At 70.0% G+C, this 16089-nt stretch carries 14 protein-coding genes; 11 read left to right on the top strand and 3 right to left on the bottom strand.

The annotated features are described in order from the left end of the window. Window positions 1-333, top strand: coding sequence for a hypothetical protein (locus ACZ4YL_RS04240; protein WP_468113644.1), 333 nt, complete (start codon window positions 1-3; stop codon window positions 331-333). A gap of 273 nt (window positions 334-606) precedes the next feature. Here the strand turns inward: ACZ4YL_RS04240 and ACZ4YL_RS04235 are convergent, their stop codons facing one another. Together ACZ4YL_RS04235 and ACZ4YL_RS04230 are read right to left on the bottom strand one after the other, a co-directional pair. Beyond that, window positions 607-1419, bottom strand: coding sequence for a phosphatase (locus ACZ4YL_RS04235; RefSeq protein ID WP_468113643.1), 813 nt, complete (start codon window positions 1417-1419; stop codon window positions 607-609). A 56-nt stretch (window positions 1420-1475) separates the two neighbouring features. Further along, complete coding sequence (locus tag ACZ4YL_RS04230; protein WP_030716093.1) at window positions 1476-2054, bottom strand: SACE_7040 family transcriptional regulator; 579 nt, start codon at window positions 2052-2054, stop codon at window positions 1476-1478. A gap of 112 nt (window positions 2055-2166) precedes the next feature. Between ACZ4YL_RS04230 and ACZ4YL_RS04225 the strand changes: the two genes are divergently transcribed. The 4 genes from ACZ4YL_RS04225 to ACZ4YL_RS04210 are packed head-to-tail and all read left to right on the top strand — an operon-like array spanning window position 2167 to window position 8038. Beyond that, window positions 2167-3783 carry a carboxyl transferase domain-containing protein gene (locus tag ACZ4YL_RS04225; protein WP_468113642.1) on the top strand — a complete coding sequence of 539 codons (1617 nt, stop codon included), beginning with the start codon at window positions 2167-2169 and terminating at the stop codon, window positions 3781-3783. A 16-nt stretch (window positions 3784-3799) separates the two neighbouring features. Continuing rightward, window positions 3800-5941, top strand: a complete 2142-nt coding sequence (locus ACZ4YL_RS04220) for an acetyl/propionyl/methylcrotonyl-CoA carboxylase subunit alpha (RefSeq protein WP_468113641.1) — start codon at window positions 3800-3802, stop codon at window positions 5939-5941. Window positions 5942-5952: 11 nt separating this feature from the next. Beyond that, window positions 5953-6870, top strand: a complete 918-nt coding sequence (locus ACZ4YL_RS04215; RefSeq protein ID WP_468114086.1) for a hydroxymethylglutaryl-CoA lyase — start codon at window positions 5953-5955, stop codon at window positions 6868-6870. 7 nt (window positions 6871-6877) lie between these two features. Beyond that, on the top strand, window positions 6878-8038 hold the full coding sequence (locus ACZ4YL_RS04210; protein WP_390801202.1) for an acyl-CoA dehydrogenase family protein: 1161 nt from the start codon (window positions 6878-6880) through the stop codon (window positions 8036-8038). A 67-nt stretch (window positions 8039-8105) separates the two neighbouring features. Here the strand turns inward: ACZ4YL_RS04210 and ACZ4YL_RS04205 are convergent, their stop codons facing one another. Further along, window positions 8106-8384, bottom strand: coding sequence for a hypothetical protein (locus tag ACZ4YL_RS04205; RefSeq protein ID WP_468114085.1), 279 nt, complete (start codon window positions 8382-8384; stop codon window positions 8106-8108). 286 nt (window positions 8385-8670) lie between these two features. Between ACZ4YL_RS04205 and ACZ4YL_RS04200 the strand changes: the two genes are divergently transcribed. From ACZ4YL_RS04200 to ACZ4YL_RS04175, 6 genes are all read left to right on the top strand, one after another. Then, window positions 8671-9708 (top strand): ABC transporter substrate-binding protein, encoded by a 1038-nt coding sequence (locus ACZ4YL_RS04200; RefSeq protein WP_468113640.1) that lies wholly within the window; start codon window positions 8671-8673, stop codon window positions 9706-9708. 65 nt (window positions 9709-9773) lie between these two features. After that, the gene (locus ACZ4YL_RS04195; protein ID WP_468113639.1) at window positions 9774-10673 is read left to right on the top strand and encodes a siderophore-interacting protein; all 900 of its coding nucleotides are present in this window, start codon (window positions 9774-9776) and stop codon (window positions 10671-10673) included. 151 nt (window positions 10674-10824) lie between these two features. Further along, window positions 10825-12318: a pyridoxal phosphate-dependent decarboxylase family protein gene (locus ACZ4YL_RS04190; RefSeq protein ID WP_468113638.1), complete on the top strand. Its 1494-nt coding sequence runs from the start codon at window positions 10825-10827 to the stop codon at window positions 12316-12318. Further along, on the top strand, window positions 12275-13600 hold the full coding sequence (locus ACZ4YL_RS04185; RefSeq protein WP_468113637.1) for a lysine N(6)-hydroxylase/L-ornithine N(5)-oxygenase family protein: 1326 nt from the start codon (window positions 12275-12277) through the stop codon (window positions 13598-13600). Before ACZ4YL_RS04190 ends, ACZ4YL_RS04185 begins: the two co-directional genes overlap by 44 nt. Further along, window positions 13600-14184, top strand: a complete 585-nt coding sequence (locus tag ACZ4YL_RS04180; RefSeq protein ID WP_266441685.1) for a GNAT family N-acetyltransferase — start codon at window positions 13600-13602, stop codon at window positions 14182-14184. Before ACZ4YL_RS04185 ends, ACZ4YL_RS04180 begins: the two co-directional genes overlap by 1 nt. Further along, the gene (locus ACZ4YL_RS04175; RefSeq protein WP_468113636.1) at window positions 14181-15962 is read left to right on the top strand and encodes an IucA/IucC family protein; all 1782 of its coding nucleotides are present in this window, start codon (window positions 14181-14183) and stop codon (window positions 15960-15962) included. Before ACZ4YL_RS04180 ends, ACZ4YL_RS04175 begins: the two co-directional genes overlap by 4 nt. Window positions 15963-16089 lie beyond the last annotated feature (127 nt).

The following is a 16089-nucleotide window of genomic DNA, read 5'->3' as shown; positions in this document are numbered from 1 at the left end:
ATGGAAAGGATTCCCACTGAAGGGATGAAGGGCGGGCGACACCTGATCTATGTCGCATACTTCGAGGTCACCGAAGAAGAAATTTCCGAGCATTGGGGGGAAGCGGAGCGATTCGAAGATGAATGGGACCTCGGACCGCGACGAATCTACTGCTGGAGGCTTTCGACCGGATCATATGTCTCCCTGAGCAGGGTGGAACATGAAGCGGTACCGGGTTTCGGATTCTACGTTCGAGCCGACAGTGAAGATCCTTCCCTGATGAATTCCCTGCTTCGAGGATTTCTCGAAGAATCACACCTGACTGAAGACAGCATCTCCGAAAAAATGTTCTAGAACGCACGGGCTCCCTCGGATCAGGATGCCCGATGGAACCTTGGCATCGCCCCTCAACCAGGCGATCGTTGCGAGGGATGTCGAACGAAAGGCCCCGACCAAGAGTGACGGCCGGGGCCTTTCGGTGTCATCGCCCTGCGGGCCACCTCACTGACGCGCGAGCTCGTCGAGGAGCGAGCGAGGCCCACCTCCATAAAGAGGGCGTCCCGGCCAGCAAAGTCCGGAGAGTTCATGCAATGTGCGTTCTTTGAACGGTGAGAACTGTCCGGCGCGTTACTCCCCCAGCAGGCCCGCCGCGTCCAGGAAGTACGCCACCATCGGGTCGTAGAAGCGCGGGTCGCGGACGTGGTCGTCCAGGGGGATCGTCACCTGGAGGGTGCCCTCCGCCTCGCCGATGAACAGGGCCGGGTCGTTGCAGTCCGCGTAGCCCACCGCGTCCAGGCCGCGCTGGGCCGCGCAGCCCGCCCAGCCGTGGTCCGCGACGACCAGGTCCGGCAGCGGGCGGTTCTCTGCCGTCAGGCCGTCCAGGATCGCGGCCATCGGCTCCGGCGAGTGGGTGTGCCACAGCGTCGCGCCCCGCTCCAGGACCGCGACGTCGGCGAACTGCCACACCGAGCCCTCGTCCGCCACCAGGCCCTGCGGGATGACGACGATCTCGCAGCCCGCCGCCCGCAGGGCCGCCGCCGTGGCGCGGTGGACGTCCAGGAGGCCGCCCGGGTGACCGGTCGCGAAGAGCACGCTCTGCCGGTCCGCCGCCGCCTTGCGCAGCCGCGCCGCCAGCCGGTCCAGGCCGGCCACCGTCAGCTCGGGGTCGATGGTGTCCTGGCCGAACCGGAACCCGGGGTCGTCCACGACGCCGCACCGCTCCGCCATCACCGCGAGCACGTCCTGCTCGTCCGTCCAGCGGTCGCCCAGTTCCAGGCCCAGCCAGTAGTGCCGGTCGCCGTTGGCGAGCTTCCGGTAGTGGCTCAGGTTGTTGTCGCGCGGCGTGGCGACCTGCCCCGCGATCCGGGTCCGGACCAGGTGGTCGATGAGTTCGGCGCGGGTGGGAACAGGCGGCTCTATCGGCTTCGGCATACGGGCCATTCTGCCGCCGCCGGGGCGGAGGCGGCGCGTCCATTCCGGTCGGCGGACGCCGCGGGTCATGCCGACAGCGCCCCGAACGCACCGTGCGCGAGGCGCCGCAGCAGCGATTCCACCGCCTCGCGCCCCAAGGCCGCCAGGTGCGGGGTGGAGTTGAGCAGGCCGAAGACCGCGTGCACGGCGACCCGTACCTCCGCCTCGACGACCTCCGGATGCAGTTCCCGTACGACCTCCACCCACAGCTCCACGTACTGGCGCTGCAGCTGCCGTACGAGCTTGCGGTCGGCGTCCCGGAGCCGGTCGAGCTCGCGGTCGTGCAGGGTGATCAGCGCCCGGTCGTCGAGCGCGAAGTCGATGTGGCCGTCGATGAGGGAGGACAGCACCCGGGCCGGGTCGCCCGCCGCCTGCGCCACGCGGTGCCGGCCGCCGGTCAGCAGCCGCTCGCTGATGCCGACGAGCAGTTCGGCGAGCATGGCGTCCTTGCCCGCGAAGTGCCGGTACAGGCCCGGGCCGCTGATACCCACCGCGGCCCCTATCTCGTCGACGCCCACGCCGTGGAATCCACGCGCGGCGAAGAGACGAGCGGCCTCACTGAGGATCTGCTCGCGACGGGTGGGTGCGGCCGCTCTGGTGCTCATGGGAAACCATTCTAGACAGGGCCGTTAGCGGTCGTTAACCTAAGCCCCATACACGTTAACGCTCACTAACAGCGTGCACCGAGCAAGTGGAACGAGCAAGGGAGCTCGACCGATGCAGCAGGCACCAGTGCTGACGAGCGCCGCGGACCCGGCGTCCGAGGCCTGGCGGACCAACGAGGCCGCCCACCGCGAGCTGACCGAGGGCCTGCGCGCCCGGCTCGACGCGGCCCGGCTCGGCGGCGGCGAGAAGGCCCGCGCCCGCCACACCGCCCGCGGGAAGCTCCTCCCGCGCGACCGCGTGGACACCCTCCTCGACCCGGGGTCACCCTTTCTGGAGCTGGCCCCGCTGGCCGCCGAGGGCATGTACGGGGGCGCGGCCCCCGCCGCCGGGGTCATCGCGGGCATCGGCCGGGTCAGCGGCCGCGAGTGCGTGATCGTCGCGAACGACGCCACCGTCAAGGGCGGCACGTACTACCCGATGACCGTCAAGAAGCACCTGCGCGCCCAGGAGGTGGCCCTGGAGAACCGTCTCCCCTGCCTCTACCTGGTCGACTCCGGCGGTGCCTTCCTCCCCATGCAGGACGAGGTCTTCCCCGACCGGGAGCACTTCGGCCGCATCTTCTACAACCAGGCCCGCATGTCCGGGGCCGGCATCCCGCAGATCGCCGCCGTCCTCGGCTCCTGCACCGCCGGCGGGGCGTACGTACCGGCCATGAGTGACGAGGCCGTCATCGTCCGCAACCAGGGCACGATCTTCCTCGGCGGCCCGCCGCTGGTGAAGGCCGCCACCGGTGAGGTGGTCACGGCCGAGGAGCTCGGCGGCGGCGAGGTCCACTCCCGGATCTCCGGCGTGACCGACCACCTCGCGGAGGACGACGCGCACGCGCTGCGGATCGTACGGAACATCGTGGCGACCCTGCCCGAGCGCGGGGCCCTGCCCTGGTCGGTCGAGGCGCCGGAAGAGCCCAAGGTGGACCCGTACGGGCTGTACGGCGCGGTCCCCGTCGACTCGCGCACCCCGTACGACGCCCGCGAGATCATCGCCCGGATCGCGGACGGCTCCCGCTTCCAGGAGTTCAAGTCCGAGTTCGGCCAGACGCTGGTCACCGGCTTCGCCCGGATCCACGGACACCCGGTAGGGATCATCGCCAACAACGGCATCCTGTTCGCCGAGTCCGCGCAGAAGGGCGCGCACTTCATCGAGCTGTGCGACCAGCGCGGCATCCCGCTCCTCTTCCTCCAGAACATCTCCGGCTTCATGGTCGGCAAGGACTACGAGGCCGGCGGCATCGCCAAGCACGGCGCCAAGATGGTGACGGCGGTGGCCTGCACCCGGGTGCCGAAGCTGACGGTGGTGGTCGGCGGCTCGTACGGCGCCGGCAACTACTCGATGTGCGGCCGGGCGTACTCGCCCCGCTTCCTGTGGATGTGGCCCAACGCCAAGATCTCGGTCATGGGCGGGGAGCAGGCCGCCTCGGTGCTCGCGACGGTCAAGCGCGACCAGATCGAGGGCGCGGGCCAGGAGTGGCCCGCCGAGGACGAGGAGGCCTTCAAGGCCCCGGTCCGCGCGCAGTACGAGGAGCAGGGCAACGCCTACTACGCCACCGCGCGGCTGTGGGACGACGGGGTCATCGACCCGATGGAAACCCGGCAGGCGCTGGGACTGGCCCTGACCGCGTGCGCGAACGCCCCGCTGGGCGACTCGGGCTTCGGCATCTTCCGTATGTGACGTGAGGACCTCACTGATGTTCAGCACTGTTCTGGTGGCGAACCGGGGCGAGATCGCGGTCCGGGTCATCCGCACCCTGCGCCAGCTCGGCATCCGCTCCGTGGCCGTCTTCAGCGACGCCGACGCGGACGCCCGCCATGTCGGGGAGGCCGACACGGCCGTCCGGATCGGCCCGGCCGCGGCCGCCGAGAGCTATCTGTCGGTGGAGCGGCTGCTGGATGCCGCGAAGCGGACGGGCGCCGAGGCCGTCCACCCCGGCTACGGCTTCCTCGCCGAGAACGCGGCCTTCGCGCAGGCCTGCGCCGACGCCGGCCTCGCCTTCATCGGGCCGCCGGCGAGCGCCATCTCCCTGATGGGCGACAAGATCCGCGCCAAGGAGACCGTGAAGGCGGCGGGCGTGCCCGTGGTCCCCGGCTCCTCGGGCAGCGGCCTGACCGACGCCGAACTGGTCGCCGCCTCGGCGGAGATCGGTATGCCGGTGCTGCTCAAGCCCTCGGCGGGCGGCGGCGGCAAGGGCATGCGGCTGGTACGCGACGAGGCGGTGCTGGCCGAGGAGATCGCGGCGGCCCGCCGCGAGGCGCGGTCCTCCTTCGGCGACGACACCCTGCTGGTCGAGCGGTGGGTGGACCGGCCGCGGCACATCGAGATCCAGGTGCTGGCGGACGCCCACGGGCACGTGGTGCACCTGGGCGAGCGCGAGTGCTCGCTGCAGCGCCGGCACCAGAAGGTGATCGAGGAGGCCCCGTCGGTCCTGCTCGACGAGAAGACCCGTGCGGCGATGGGCGCGGCGGCGGTCGACGCGGCCCGCTCCTGCGGGTACGTCGGCGCGGGCACGGTGGAGTTCATCGTGCCGGGCGGCGACCCCTCCTCCTACTACTTCATGGAGATGAACACCCGCCTCCAGGTCGAGCACCCGGTGACGGAGCTGATCACCGGGCTGGACCTGGTGGAGCAGCAGCTGCGCGTCGCGGCGGGCGCGCCCCTCGGCTTCACGCAGTCCGAGGTGACGCTGACCGGGCACGCCATCGAGGCCCGCGTCTGCGCGGAGGACCCGGCGCGCGGGTTCCTGCCGTCCGGCGGCACGGTGCTGGCCCTGTCCGAGCCCTCGGGCGGTGCGGTGCGCACCGACTCCGGGCTGACGGCGGGCGTCCCGGTGGGCTCCACGTACGACCCGATGCTGTCGAAGGTCATCGTCCACGGCCCGGACCGCGCGACCGCGCTGCGGATGCTGCGGGCGGCGCTGGCCGACACGGTGATCCTGGGCGTGCAGACCAATGCCGGTTTCCTGCGGAGGCTGCTGGCCCACCCCGATGTGGTCTCGGGCGACCTCGACACCGGGCTGGTGGAGCGGGACCTTTCCGGTCTCCTCCCTGACGGCGTCCCACCGGAGGTGTACGCGGCGGCTGCGCTGCTGTCTCTCCCCCACCCCGCCCCTTCCCGAAACCGGGGCTCCGCCCCAGACCCCGGTCCTCAAACGCCGGACGGGCTGGATCAGTGGATCGACCCCTTCGACGCCGCCAGCGGCTGGCGCCTGGGCGGCACGCCCGCCTGGACGGTGCACCACTTCCGCCTTCCCGGCCAGGACCCGGTGACGGTCCGATCCCGCGCCCAAGGCACCGACCACGAGCTGCTGATCGACGAGGCCGGGGCCGATCCAGCCTCGCCAGGGGGTACCCCCGGACGGAGTCTGGGGGAGATTGAGGCGCGGGGTCCGGGGCAGAGCCCCGGCGCACCGGCCCGCGGCCGGATCCTCACCCGCACCGTCGACACCGTCACCGTCGAACTCGACGGCGTCACCCACCGCTTCAGCCACGCCGCCTCCCCGGAGGGGACCTGGCTCGGGCGCGACGCCGACTCCTGGCACGTGCAGGCCTACGACCCGGTCGCCGCGAACCTCGGTGGCGGCGGACGCAGCGGCGCCGACACCCTCGCGGCCCCCATGCCCGGCACCGTCACCGTGGTCAAGGTGGCCGTCGGTGACAAGGTCGCGGCCGGGCAGAGCCTGCTCGTCGTCGAGGCCATGAAGATGGAGCACGTCATCTCCGCCCCGCACGCCGGCACCGTCACCGAGCTCGACGTGACCCCCGGCAGCACGGTCGCCATGGACCAGATCCTGGCCGTCGTCACCCCCGACGAGGACGAGGAGGGGGCCGCGTGAACAGGCTGCCCATGACCGTCCCGGCCCCAGGCCTCCCGGCCCGGGTCCGGATCCACGAGGTCGGCGCCCGAGACGGGCTGCAGAACGAGAAGAGCGCCGTACCCACCGAGGTGAAGGCGGAGTTCATCCACCGCCTGGCCGCCGCCGGGCTGACGACCATCGAGGCCACCAGCTTCGTGCACCCCAAGTGGGTGCCCCAACTGGCCGACGCCGAGGAACTGTTCCCGCAGCTCGCCGACGTCGACGCGCAGCTGCCCGTCCTCGTCCCCAACGAGCGCGGCCTCGACCGCGCGCTCGCCCTCGGGGCCACCCGTATCGCGGTGTTCGGCTCGGCCACCGAGACCTTCGCGTCCCGCAACCTCAACCGCACCGTCGCCGAGTCCCTCGCCATGTTCGAGCCCGTCGTGGCCCGGGCCAAGGAGGGCGACGCGCACGTCCGCGGCTATCTCTCGATGTGCTTCGGCGACCCCTGGGAGGGCCCGGTCCCAGTCCACCAGGTCGTCTCCGTCGCCAAGGCCCTGCTGGACCTCGGCTGTGACGAGCTGAGCCTCGGCGACACGATCGGTGTGGCCACCCCGGGCCATGTCCAGGCCCTGCTCGCCGCGCTGAACGAGGCCGGAGTCACGACCGACCGGATCGGCGTCCACTTCCACGACACCTACGGCCAGGCCCTGTCCAACACCCTCGCCGCGCTCCAGCACGGCGTGACCACCGTCGACGCCTCCGCGGGCGGCCTCGGCGGATGCCCGTACGCGAAGAGCGCCACCGGCAACCTCGCGACCGAGGACCTGGTGTGGATGCTCGACGGCCTCGGCATCGAAACCGGGGTCGATCTGGCCGCCCTCACCGCCACGAGCGTGTGGATGGCCGACCAGCTGGGACGCCCCAGCCCCTCCCGTACCGTCCGCGCCCTCTCCCACAAGGAGTAGTCACACCATGTCCCTCGACCACCGGCTCACCCCTGAGCACGAGGAACTCCGCCGCACCGTCGAGGCGTTCGCGCACGACGTCGTCGCCCCGAAGATCGGCGACCTGTACGAGCGGCACGAGTTCCCGTACGAGATCGTCGCCGAGATGGGCCGGATGGGCCTGTTCGGTCTGCCCTTCCCGGAGGAGTACGGCGGCATGGGCGGGGACTATCTCGCCCTCGGCATCGCCCTGGAGGAGCTGGCCCGCGTCGACTCCTCGGTCGCCATCACCCTGGAAGCCGGGGTCTCCCTCGGTGCCATGCCGATCTACCTCTTCGGCTCCGAGGAGCAGAAGCGGCAGTGGCTGCCGAAGATGTGCTCCGGCGAGATCCTCGGCGCGTTCGGCCTGACGGAGCCCGGTGCGGGCTCCGACGCGGGCGGCACCCGCACCACCGCCGTCAAGGACGGCGACGAGTGGGTCATCAACGGCTCGAAGTGCTTCATCACCAACTCCGGTACGGACATCACCGGTCTGGTCACCGTCACCGCCGTGACGGGCCGCAAGGCGGACGGCCGCCCGGAGATCTCCTCGATCATCGTCCCGTCCGGCACCCCCGGCTTCACGGTGGCCGCGCCGTACTCCAAGGTGGGCTGGAACTCCTCGGACACCCGTGAGCTGTCCTTCGACGGCGTACGGGTCCCCCTGGCCAACCTGGTGGGCCAGGAGGGCCGCGGTTACGCGCAGTTCCTGCGGATCCTCGACGAGGGCCGGATCGCCATCTCCGCGCTCGCGACCGGTCTCGCGCAGGGCTGTGTGGACGAGTCGGTGAAGTACGCCAAGGAGCGGCACGCCTTCGGCAAGGCGATCGGCGACAACCAGGCCATCCAGTTCAAGCTGGCCGACATGGAGATGCGCGCGCACATGGCCCGCATCGGCTGGCGTGACGCGGCGTCGCGGCTGGTGTCCGGGGAGCCGTTCAAGAAGGAGGCGGCGATCGCGAAGCTGTACTCCTCGACGGTCGCCGTCGACAACGCGCGCGAGGCGACCCAGATCCACGGCGGCTACGGCTTCATGAACGAGTACCCGGTGGCCCGCATGTGGCGGGACTCCAAGATCCTGGAGATCGGCGAGGGCACGAGCGAGGTGCAGCGCATGCTGATCGCGCGCGAGCTGGGCTTCGCCGGCTGAGGCACCCGATGACGACGTCCGGCGTGGGCCCCGTGCCCGCGCCGGACACCGGCATGTCAACGGGCGGTCACGCGAGGGCCATGAGCGTGACCGAGGGGACCAGGGCCACCAGGGCGCACACCGGCCAGTAGACCCGGGCCTGCGCCGTGTTCCACCGTCGCAGGAAGTCGTTGGCGAGCCACCACAGCAGTGCGAACAGGGTCACGACCGGTGCCGCGATCACCAGCCAGAGCAGCATGCCGTCGTTCTCCGTGGGTTCCCGAGCGGTCCAGCCGAGGTCGGCGAGCGGCCCGTTGACGGCGATGTACCAAAGGAGCCAGACCGGCACGACGCCGGGAACCCCCATCACGAGGTTCGCTCCTGCGGCTGTCCACCATTGCCTTCGCATGTGCCCAGTATTCACGCCGCTGACCGGCGTCACCCGGTGCGGGACGGCCGACGCGATCCGGGCGAACTGCCGCTTCACCGGCGGGTGATGGGGTGCGGGCCGGTCGGCCGGCCCGGTCTTCGGTGAGGGTGATCCACCTCACGGTCGGATCTTGGCCCACCACTGGACAAACCCTTAGGTTAGGCTAACCTTCTCACCGAACGGCCCAGCTGCCGCCCCTGCACGCACGAAAGCGGACATCGACATGCCCAAGTCCCGAACCTCCTCCTTCACCCGTCGCGGCTTCGTCGCGGCCGGTGGCGCCCTCGGCCTCGTCGCGGTCCTCGCCGCGTGCGGTGGCACCGACTCGGCGAAGGGTGACGGCGGCAAGGACAACGGCGCCACGGCGTCCGGCGCCTGGACCTTCAAGGACGACCTCGGCAAGGACGTCACCACCAAGGCCAAGCCGAAGAACATCGTCGCCTTCACCGGCACCGCCGCCGCGCTCTACGACTACGGCGTCCCGGTCAAGGGCGTGTTCGGCCCGACCAAGACCGCCGACGGCAAGGCCGACGTCCAGGCCGGCTCGCTGGACATCTCCAAGGTCGAGATCCTCGGCAACGTCTACGACGAGTTCAACGTCGAGAAGTACGCCTCCCTCCAGCCCGACCTGCTGGTCACCAACAGCTGGGACGGCACCTACTGGTACCTGCCCGAGGCCTCCAAGGACAAGATCCTCGCACTCGCCCCGGCCGCCGCGGTCAAGGTGGGCGGCGACGTCACCCTCGACAAGGCGCTGGAGCGCACCGCGGACCTCGCCAAGTCCCTCGGCGCGGACCTGAACTCCAAGAAGACCGTGGACTCCAAGGCCCGCTTCGAGGCCGCCACCGCGAAGGTGCGCGAGGCCACCAAGGCCAACCCGGGCGTCAAGGTGCTCGTGGGCTCCGGCGCCGACGCCCTGTTCTACGCGTCCACCCCGGACACCGCGGCCGACCTGAAGTACTTCAAGCAGCTCGGCGTCGAGTTCGTCACCCCCGAGAAGCTGGACGAGGGCGGCTTCTTCGAGAGCCTCAGCTGGGAGAACGCCGGCAAGTACAAGGCCGACGTCATCCTGCTCGACAACCGCACCGGCACCCTGCAGCCGGAGCAGCTGAAGGCCAAGCCGACCTGGAACGAGCTGCCCGCCGTCAAGGCCGGTCAGGTCATCCCCCGCGTGACCGAGCCGATCTTCTCGTACGACAAGTGCGCGCAGATCCTGGAAGACCTCGCGAAGTCCATCCAGAACGCCAAGAAGGTCAGCTGACCCTCGGCGCCCGGTGACCCCGGGCGCCGGGCAGGCCGTACCGACTCCCAGGGGGACCTCTCCGCATGACCGCCACCGCATCCGACGCCCCGGCCGTCGCACACTTCCGGTTCTTCGCGCTCGAAGTGCTCCGCACGCGCCGTCTGGGCCACTCGTTCCTGCGGGTCACGTTCGGCGGGGAGGCCCTCGCGGGCTTCCGCTCGGGCGGCTTCGACCAGAGCCTGTCGCTCTTCCTGCCCGCGTCCGGCCAGGAGCACACGGTGCTCCCGTCCACGGACGAGGACACCTGGTTCGCCGCCTGGCGCGGGATGCCGGACGAGGAGCGGCCGGTGATGCGCTCCTACACGGTGCGCGAGCAGCGCCGTACGCCCGAGGGGGCGGACGAGGTCGACATCGACTTCGTCCTCCACGGGGACACCGGCCCGGCGTCCCGGTGGGCGGGGCAGGCCGTGGCCGGCCGCCGGATCCTGGTGATCGGACCGGCCGTCGCGGAGAACAAGTCCGTACGCTTCCAGCCGCCGGCCGGCACCGACGCGATCTGGATGTACGCGGACGAGACCGCCCTGCCGGCCGCGGCCGCGATCCTGGACCGGCTGCCCGCCGGGACCCGGGTCAGGGCCTGGTTCGAGGTCCCGCACGAGGACGACCGGCTCGGCCTCGCCACGCCCGCCGACGCGGACATCACCTGGATCGTGCGCGAGAGCGACGGCCGGGAGCGGACGGAGCAGGTGCTGAGCGTGCTGCGCGCGGCCGAACCGGGTGCGGCCGAAGCCCCGTACGTCTGGCTGGCGGGCGAGGCGGGCACGATTCGCGCGGTCCGCAGGCACTTCGTGCAGGAACGATCCGTCGACCGCCGCGCCGTGCGTTTCACCGGCTACTGGCGGCTCGGCGCGAGCGAGGAGCAGCTCCTCGCCGAGGCGTACGCGGGCAAGGCTCCGAGCGAGGACCCGGCGTCCGAGCTGTAGTCAGCTTCCTTACCCCGTAGAGCAGTTGCGATGGGCCCTGGCTTTTCAGCCAGGGCCCATCTGCGTTTGGCGAAATACTAAGGTTAGGCTAACCTAATTCTCACACGCCACACCCCACCCCCCTCTCCACCCCCTGCCCGGAGGAAAGTTGATGCGCTCGCATCTGCTGAACGAGACGACCGCGGACCTCTACCGGCGCTCCGTCACCGAGGGCGTCGACCGCGTCGCCGCCAAACTCGCGACCACGCAGCGGCCCCACACCGGTATATCCGTCGACGAACTCGCCCCGGTCATCAACGGGATCGACCTGGACAAGCCGCTGGAAGACGCGGCCGCCGTCCTGGACGAGCTGGAGGACGTCTACCTGCGCGACGCGGTGTACTTCCACCACCCGCGCTACCTGGGCCACCTCAACTGCCCGGTCGTCATCCCCGCCGTGCTCGGCGAGGCGATCCTCTCCGCGGTCAACTCCTCGCTCGACACCTGGGACCAGTCCATCGGCGGCACGCTCATCGAGCGCCGCCTCATCGACTGGACCACCCAGCGCATCGGCCTGGGCCCCGCCGCGGACGGCATCTTCACCTCCGGCGGCAGCCAGTCCAACTTCCACGCGCTGCTCCTGGCCCGTGACGAGGCCTGCCGCCTCGTCATGAAGAAGGCCCTCGACGAGGGACGCGAGCTCACCAAGGCCGAACTCCTGCCGAAGCTGCGCATCTTCACCTCCGAGGCCAGCCACTTCAGCGTCCAGAAGTCCGCTGCCATGCTCGGACTCGGCTACGAGGCCGTCATCTCCGTCCCGGTCGACCGCAACCGCCGGATGGACACCGCGGTGCTCGCCCTGGAACTGGAGGAGTGCGCCACCGAGGGCCTCTTCCCGATGGCCGTCGTCGCCACCGCCGGCACCACCGACTTCGGGTCCATCGACCCGCTCCCCGAGATCGCCCGCCTGGCCGACGAGCACTGCGCGTGGATGCACGTGGACGCCGCCTACGGCTGCGGACTGCTGGCGTCCCCGACCCGCCGTCACCTCCTCGACGGCATCGAGCACGCCGACTCGGTCACGGTCGACTACCACAAGTCGTTCTTCCAGCCCGTCAGCTCCAGCGCCATGCTGGTGCGCGACCGCGACACCCTCAAGCACGCCACGTACCACGCGGACTACCTCAACCCGCGACGCATGGCCGAGGAGCGCATCCCCAACCAGGTCGACAAGTCCATCCAGACCACGCGCCGGTTCGACGCGCTCAAGCTCTGGGTGACCCTGCGCGTCATGGGCGCCGACGGAGTCGGCTCGCTCTTCGACGAGGTCATCGACCTGGCCGCGGCCGGCTGGGACATCATCGACGCCGACCCGCGCTTCGAGGTCGTCGTCAAGCCGCAGATCTCCACCCTCGTCTTCCGCTACGTCCCGCAGGGCGAGGACGTCCGCGGCGACCTGGTCGACGAGGCCAACCTGCACGCCCGCAAGGCCCTGTTCGCCTCCGGTGAGGCCGTCGTCGCCGGCACCAAGGTGGACGGGAAGCAGTACCTGAAGTTCACCCTCCTCAACCCGCAGACCACGACGGCCGACATCGCTGCCGTCCTCGACCTTCTCGCCGCACATGCCGTGCAGTTCCTGGGAGAATCCCTTGCCCTCCACCGCTGAGACCCACGACTTCATCGGCATCGGCGTCGGTCCGTTCAACCTCGGACTCGCCTGCCTGACCGCCCCGCTCGACGAGATCGACGGTCTCTTCATCGAGTCGAAGCCGCACTTCGAGTGGCACGCCGGGATGTTCCTGGACGGCGCCCACCTGCAGACGCCCTTCATGTCGGACCTGGTCACGCTCGCCGACCCGACCTCGCCCTTCTCCTTCCTGAACTACCTGAAGGACAAGGACCGGCTGTACTCCTTCTACATCCGGGAGAACTTCTACCCGCTGCGGGCCGAGTACAACGACTACTGCCGCTGGGCCGCCGACCGCCTCGACAACGTCCAGTGGTCCACCTCGGTCACCGAGGTCACCTACGACGGGCAGGCCGGCCTGTACGAGGTCCACACGGACAAGGGCGAGACCCACCGGGCCCCCCGCCTGGTCCTGGGCACCGGCACCCCGCCGCACGTCCCGCAGTCCTGCGAGGGCCTGGGCGGCGACTTCCTGCACAACTCCGCCTACATGCAGAACAAGGCGGAGCTGCAGAAGAAGAAGTCGATCACCCTCATCGGCTCCGGCCAGAGCGCGGCCGAGATCTACTACGACCTCCTCGCCGAGATCGACGTCCACGGCTACCAGCTCAACTGGGTCACCCGCTCGCCGCGGTTCTTCCCGCTGGAGTACACCAAGCTGACCCTGGAGATGACCTCCCCCGAGTACGTGGACTACTTCCACGCGCTCCCCGAGGACACCCGGTACCGGCTGGAGACCCAGCAGAAGAACCTCTTCAAGGGCATCGACGGCGACCTGATCAACGCCATCTTCGACCTGCTCTACCAGAAGAAGATCAGCATGCCGGGCCAGGTCCCGACCACCCTCCTGACCAACACCTCCCTGAACAGCACCGCCTACGACACCACCACGGGCACGTACACGCTGGGGCTGCGCCAGGAGGAGCAGGAGCGGGACTTCTCCCTCACCTCCGAGGGCCTGGTGCTGGCCACCGGCTACAAGTACACGTTCCCGGAGTTCCTGAACCCGGTGCGGGACCGCCTGAACTTCGACGGGCACGGCCGTCTCGACGCCGCCCGCAACTACAGCATCGACACCACGGGCCGCGGGGTCTACCTGCAGAACGGCACCACCCACAACCACTCCCTCACCTCGCCCGACCTGGGCATGGCGGCGTACCGGAACGCGTACATCGTCGGTGAGCTCCTCGGCCGCGAGCACTACAAGGTCGAGAAGTCCATCGCGTTCCAGCAGTTCGCCGCCCCGGAAGGCACCCTCTGATGAGCACCACCGAACTCCTCTTCTCCCGCACCGACAAAGAACTCGGCTCCTTCGCCGTGCGCCCCCTGGACCCCTTCGCCGACGCGGAGCTGCTCCACGGCTGGGTCACCCACCCGAAGGCCTCGTTCTGGATGATGCAGGACGCGTCCCTGCCGGACGTCGAGCGCGAGTACATGAGGATCGCCGCCCACGAGCACCACCAGGCCTTCATCGGCCTGCACGAGGGCCGTCCCGCCTTCCTCATGGAGACCTACGACCCGTCCGAGCTGGAGCTGGTCGGCCTCTACGACGCCCAGCCCGGCGACGTCGGCATGCACTTCCTCGTCGCGCCGAGCGACACCCCGCTGCACGGCTTCACCCGCGCCGTGATCACCACCGTCATGGCCGCGATCTTCGCCGACCCGGCCACCGAGCGCGTCGTAGTCGAGCCGGACGTCGCCAACACCGCCGTGCACGCCCTCAACGAGGTCGTCGGCTTCGTGCCGGAGCGCCAGGTCACCAAGCCGGAGAAGGAAGCCCTGCTGAGCTTCTGCACCCGTGCCCGGTTCGAGGCCGCCACGGCCGCCCAGGGGGTCTCCATATGAGCCTCGCCGACGCCGTCGCCCACCTGACCCCCGAGCTGTGGGCCCGCGCCAACCGCGCCCTGGTCCGCAAGGGCCTCGCGGAGTTCTCCCACGAGCGCCTGCTGACCCCGAAGCCGCTGGGCTCCGGCCTCTACTCGGTCCTCAGCGACGACTCCACCGTGGAGTACCGCTTCAAGGCGGTCCTGCACGCCCTCGACCACTGGTCGGTCGACGAGGCCTCCATCACCCGCCACCGGGACGGCGCCGAGCTGGCGCTGGACGCCCTCGACTTCCACATCGAGCTGCGCGAGTCCCTGGGCCTGAGCCCCGAGGTGCTGCCCGTCTACCTGGAGGAGATCTCCTCCACCCTGGCCGGCACCGGCTACAAGTACACGAAGCCGCAGGTCTCCTCCGACGTCCTCGCGAAGTCCTCCTTCCAGGACATCGAGACGGGCATGACCGAGGGCCACCCCTGCTTCGTCGCGAACAACGGCCGGCTCGGCTTCGGCGTGCACGAGTACCTCTCGTACGCCCCGGAGACCGCCAGCCCCGTCCACCTGGTGTGGGTGGCCGCCCGCAAAGACGTCTCCACCTTCACGGCGGGCGCGGGCCTGGACCACGACTCCTTCATGCGCGAGGAGCTCGGCGACGAGACCATCGGCGTCTTCGCCGAGCGGATGACCGCGCTGGGCCTGGACCTGGCCGACTTCCACCTCTTCCCCGTGCACCCCTGGCAGTGGTGGAACAAGACCACGGTCACCTTCGCGGCCGAGATCGCGAACCACCGCCTGGTGCTGCTGGGCGAGGGCCCGGACGCGTACCTCGCGCAGCAGTCGATCCGCACGTTCTTCAACCGGAGCGCGCCGCGCAAGCACTACGTCAAGACCGCCATCTCGGTCCTGAACATGGGCTTCATGCGAGGCCTGTCGGCCGCGTACATGGAGGCCACCCCGGCCATCAACGACTGGCTGCACCAGCTGATCGAGGGCGACGAGGTCCTCAAGTCGGTGGACTTCTCGATCATCCGCGAGCGCGCGGCGATCGGCTACCACCACCGCCAGTACGAGCGCGCCACCGACCGGTACTCCCCGTACCGCAAGATGCTGGCCGCACTGTGGCGCGAGTCGCCCGTCAACCGGATCGAGGGCGACGAGCGCCTCGCCACGATGGCCTCGCTCCTGCACGTGGACGCCGAGGGCAAGTCCTTCGTCGGCGCGCTGATCGCGGAGTCGGGCCTGACCCCGGCCGAGTGGCTGCGCCACTACCTGCGTGCCTACCTGGTGCCGCTGCTGCACTGCTTCTACCAGTACGACCTCGCGTACATGCCGCACGGCGAGAACACCATCCTCGTCATCGAGGGCGGCCTGGTGAAGCGGGCGATCTTCAAGGACATCGCCGAGGAGATCGTCGTCATGGACGCGGACGCGGTGCTGCCGCCCGCGGTCGAGCGGGTCCGGGCGGACATCCCCGAGGACATGAAGCTCCTGTCGATCTTCACCGATGTCTTCGACTGCTTCTTCCGCTTCCTCGGCGCGATCCTGGCGGACGAGGGCATCTGCGAGGAGGACACCTTCTGGCAGGCTGTCGCGGACTGCGGCCACGAGTACCAGGAGTCGATGCCGCAGCTCGCGGAGCGCTTCGAGCGGTACGACCTGTTCGCGCAGGAGTTCCAGCTGTCCTGCCTGAACCGCCTCCAGCTGCGCAACAACAAGCAGATGGTCGACCTCGCCGACCCGGCGGCGGCCCTCCAGCTGATCGGCAACCTCAAGAACCCCGTCGCGGCCTTCGCCCGGCGGTGACACACGGGGCGGGGGAGGCACCGATACGGTCCCTCGATGCCTCCCCCGCCCCACCCCGGAATCCCGACGGCGTGACTGCGAAGCAACAATGGCCCTCTTCGCGGTCACGCCTTCGTGTGTCCGCCCC

This window comes from Streptomyces sp. NPDC030021 (assembly GCF_055574035.1).
This window is presented reverse-complemented; position numbering and strand designations above follow the sequence as displayed.